This is a genomic window from Aeromicrobium sp. (genome assembly GCF_014378035.1).
GTDB lineage: Bacteria > Actinomycetota > Actinomycetes > Propionibacteriales > Nocardioidaceae > Aeromicrobium.
Genome location: NZ_JACMOM010000337.1, coordinates 1 through 4,396 on the forward strand (window position 1 = coordinate 1; position 4,396 = coordinate 4,396).

4 protein-coding genes are annotated in these 4,396 nt (G+C 64.7%); all 4 read right to left on the bottom strand.

Annotated elements, in window-relative coordinates:
- Window positions 1-452 precede the first annotated feature (452 nt).
- Window positions 453-1,259, bottom strand: coding sequence for a GntR family transcriptional regulator (locus H7290_RS17945; RefSeq protein ID WP_290515386.1), 807 nt, complete (start codon window positions 1,257-1,259; stop codon window positions 453-455).
- 9 nt (window positions 1,260-1,268) lie between these two features.
- Window positions 1,269-2,210, bottom strand: coding sequence for an MBL fold metallo-hydrolase (locus tag H7290_RS17950; protein ID WP_290515387.1), 942 nt, complete (start codon window positions 2,208-2,210; stop codon window positions 1,269-1,271).
- Window positions 2,210-3,718, bottom strand: coding sequence for a cytosine permease (locus H7290_RS17955; protein ID WP_290515388.1), 1,509 nt, complete (start codon window positions 3,716-3,718; stop codon window positions 2,210-2,212). The genes H7290_RS17950 and H7290_RS17955 overlap by 1 nt, the downstream gene beginning before the upstream one ends.
- 444 nt (window positions 3,719-4,162) lie before the next feature.
- Window positions 4,163-4,396: hypothetical protein (locus tag H7290_RS17960; protein WP_290515389.1), on the bottom strand; the 234-nt coding region annotated here is incomplete at its 5' end.

Here is a 4,396-nt window from a genome sequence, read left to right on the forward strand (position 1 = left end):
CCCGATGAGTTCGCTGACGACCAGCACCATGTCGTCGGCGAGGACTCCGAGCCCCCAGCCTTCTACGGCGTCCCGGGCGAACGCTCGGGCTAGAGCCGCGCCCTGCGGGTCGCTGCCCATCGCGAGGCGCACGTGCTCCGTCCCCGCCGTGGCGGACAGCGGCGGGACGGTCACGACAGCGTCTTGCCCGCCCAAGCCCAGGTCAACCGTGACCATTGCGAGCTCGGTTCCATGCATGCCCGGGCGCGACGTGCACCGCGCGCTTCCCACCCCTCGCACCACGCAGCGACACCCGGGCCGCCAGGCACGTGACTCGAGGACAGCCCACCGCGGTCATGCTGCGCGCGCGTGCAGGGGTCTTCGCCGCCAGGAGGCCGGACGAGACGTTGCGAGGGCGCGACACATGCGCTGGCCTGCTGAACGGGGATGGCATGTTGGGCTCCGTGCCGAGATCAGCGGACCACGGATGCTGCGAAACGAAAGTGGGCACTGGGGTGTACGGCGCGCGTGAAAGCGACAGGCACGTCCCGCACGTCCTTCTCCAGCGTCGTGATCAGAAACATCCCCGACCCGCCGCGCAGTTTGAGCACGTCGCATTCAAACTCATTCGCGGTGGTCGCTTCGACAATGATTTCGGAGCGGTGCAGCGGCAGTGCGTACTGCATCTGCAACTGTGCGAGCAGCTCTTGACCGCCGATCCGGACGTCGGGCAACCGACCTGCACGGTGAAGGCGAGAAAGCAGTGGGCAGGCGTCGGTGGGCAAGAAGGCTTGCATCAAGCCCACGGGGTCGTTCGCGACAGAGCTGACCGTGGTGAGCTCGAACACCTCGGACCGCACTGGCACAGACAGCATTCTGCCTAGGTTGTGCCCGGCGGTGGTCACTCGGGCGTCTATGAGACGGGCAATGACTGCACCGGCGTCAAGATCCTCGGCGTTCCAGGCGCGAGAGGTCGTCCGCGCTTGGGGCCACTGCTTCGGGCGCAGAACCACCGTACCGCGGCCTTTCTGCCGAAGCACTTGGCCGTCTGCTTGCAAGATATCGAGGGCTTTCCGGATGACCGTGCGGCTGACGCCAAGGCCATCGCCGAGCTCCGCTTCGGAGGGCAAGAGATCACCGGCCGCCCAGTTACCGGCCTCGATGTCTTGTTTGAGCACCTCCTGGAGCTGATAGTAGAGCGGGACAGCGCTGAGTCGGTCGAGTTGGCCGACCCGCGCCAAGAACGTCGCGGGTAACGCCTGCATCGAGTGCACCGGCATCGTCCGTGATCAGACGCGTGGCCCGGGAGTGGCTCCTGCTACGAACACTGAGTGGTGCTCGAAGCAGGCTTCCCGTACGGGGTAGTCAAGGCAATCGCGGTTGTCACGATAGGTGACGTCGCCATTGACAATGCGCTGGAAGCCCTCCGCGATCTCCTGCATCAACTCAGCGCCATTGTCGACTCGCATGAAGTGACAGACGAAGATCCGCTGGACGCTGTGCCGGAGGTCTGTGACGAGACGCTCAGTGGAGAGCGCGAACGCCTCGACATCGGAGTCCTCGAGCTGCGCGTAGATGGGACCGGTGTTGAGGGTGTCGCCGCCGAAGAGCAGCCCACGGGCGTCGTCCACGAGGCAGATGCTGTCGGGCGAGTGACCGGGAGTGTGCAGCACCCGAAGGCTGCGGTCCCCGAGGTCAACGACGTCCCCATCGTCAAGGAGTCTCGTGGCCTGGCTGGGAACGATCTCGTAGTTTTCCGGGTGAAAGCCGGCCGGAAGTGGCCGGATGAGGGTGTCCCCTGAGACCAAGTGGAAATACGTGTCATCTAGTGCCTTGTAGCCTGCCCACGCATCGATGAGGTTGCGGGTGTAGGCCATGTATCCCGATGCGAGACCCTCGGGTGCGGCTTGGGCGAGCTGCTGTGCACCGAGTCGGTGAATGGCGATGTCATCGAACAGCCGATTCCCTCCGGTGTGGTCGAAGTGGTAGTGCGAGTTGATGACCGAGACGGGTTTGCCAGCGAGACCTTCCGCGACTGAGCGGATGTTTGCGACACCCAGCCCGGTGTCGAGCAAGACGGCCCGTTCCGACCCAACAATCAAGAAGTTGTTGACGTGCCCCGGTTCGGCGATGAGATATACGTCCTGGTCGAGCTGACGGACTTCAAACCATTCTCGCTTGGGGTGCGCCGAGGTCCAGTCGACCTCGGCCACATCTGTTATACGCGCCACTACCGGTTCCCGTTCGCATCGTGACCGCTGACCTGGTTCGGTACGACGCCCCCGGTGGCGCCACCAGCCGGGCGTTGCACGGGCACGGTGGCGTCGGGAATGGCTTCCAGTCTTCCGCGCATCGTGACGAGGTAGCCGACGAAGGGGACGATGAGTCCGACGAAGATTGAGATATCGCCACCGCCGATACTCGCAACCAGTGGTCCGTCAAATGCCGCGCTGCTGGAGAACAGTGCTGCGCCGACGACCCCGGCAAGGAACCACCCCAGGGCGTGCGGGTTGTAGCCCTTCCAGAACCAGTAGCGACCGGATGTGGCGTAGAGCGCCTCGACGTCGTACCGACCGCGACGAAGCAGCATGTCCGCCAAGTAGACGCCGCCGAACGGCGCGATCCACAGCACCATGAGCGAGAGGAACTCGATAAAGGAGTTCGTGAAGTCGAAGACGAACAGGGCGTAGATCGACAGGGCGGTTCCCACGGTGGCGTCGATGATGACCGCCTGCCAGCGCTTCACCTTGAGGCCAAGTGCCAGCAGACTCATGCCGGACGAATACGTGTTGAGGAAGTTGTTGGTGATGGTCCCGCCCACGATCACAGCCAGATAGCCCACGAAGAACCATGACGGCAGGATGTTCTTCAGGCCGGCCACCGGATCCGTCATGTCGGTGGCCGTCGCTGCGGCCACCCCGATGACTGTGATCAACACCGCTGGAACCAGGTTGCCAAGGGCTGTCCACAGCATGATGCGGCGACCCGAGGTGCGACGAGGCAAGTACCGGGAGTAGTCCGCTGCCGTGTTCACCCACGACAACGGCGCCGCAGCCATGACGAGCAGCGCCAGAAGCCATGCACCGACATGGGTGGGTGCACCGAGTTGTGGGTGCGCGTGGAAGTTGGTCTTCGGGAGCACCAAGATGCCGAGGATGACCGTACCGATTCCCAGCACGTACGAGAAGAACTTGTTCAGCACTGTGATCGCGGCGATCCCCAAGATGGCAACACCAAAGGTGAGAACAACGACAACGAGAAGTGCGGCAACCTTCCACGTCGTCCCCGACCCCGCTCCGCACTCCTGCGCGATCTGGTAGAGCGAGAGGGTACCGATCACGATGTTGACCGCTTCCCAGCCCACTGCGGTCAGCCAGCTCAAGAAAGCGACAGGCGCGTTCCCCCGAACGCCGAATGCGCTCCGGGAGATGGCGAGAGTTGCGGTGCCCGCGCGGGCACCTGGGATGGCGCACAACCCGATCAGCACGCTGAAGCCACTACCGATCACCGCCACCGTCACCGCTGCCCAGAAGCTCAAGCCAAAGCCGACGATGATGGCCCCGTCGATCACGTACGTGAAGATGAGGTTTGCGCCAAACCAGATCCAGAAGAGATCGAAGGGCCGACCGCGACGTTCGGATTCACTGATGTGGTCGATGCCGTGCTGCTCCACCGCGAACGCCGTAGCCGCCGCGGGGGTGGGGTCTGCCTCGTCTACCCGATCTGCGATCTCCGTCATGGCATCCCTCGAGGCGTCGCGCCGGCAACCTAGGATCCTAGGTGCGCGTACCGTCGCATGTGCCCTGCTTCACAGTCAAGAACCCCCGCGGGTCTCGGCCCTCACGTTGGCGAAAGTAGCGCGGCGTCGTCCCGGCCACCGTCGAAGGCGGCAGGCCGCACCAACGCGTGCAGCACGGCGGCAGTCCGGCCAGGGTCCGCCACACAACCGCATCCCGGCGTCGTTCTGCACGTTGTCGAGACCCGGGAAGGGCTGGCGTTCCTCGGGAGCGTCCGGAAGCGCGGGAGCGTCGTCACCGACGACCCTGACGCCGGGCTGTCGCCGCTGACCGGCAGCGTGTTGATGTCGATGGGGATCGGGTTGATCTGGGGTCGCGATCTCGGTCCCTCCAGCCGTGTCCAACAAAGATCTTGGTCGAGTCCGCGTCGTGGTGGGCATCCCCGGTCACGGGGCGAGCGCTGCCAGGTAGGTGCGCAGCAGCGGATCTACCAGGCGCCAACGTCCCGTGGTGTGCGCGCTCACGCCGGGAACCTCCTCCACCACGCCGGCCCTGACCAGCATCTCAATCGCCCGTTGGGTGCTGCGTGGGGACGTGCCGGCGTACGGGGCGGTGCCGCGGGCTAGCCGACGTGCCACCTCAAAGGTGTGCTTGCCGAGCTCGCGGATCCGTTCGACCTC

Excerpts from the sequence above, each read along its gene's own strand:
- H7290_RS17955 (WP_290515388.1), bottom strand. The coding sequence starts at position 3,718 with ATGACGGAGATCGCAGATCGGGTAGACGAGGCAGACCCCACCCCCGCG.
- H7290_RS17945 (WP_290515386.1), bottom strand. The coding sequence starts at position 1,259 with ATGCCGGTGCACTCGATGCAGGCGTTACCCGCGACGTTCTTGGCGCGG.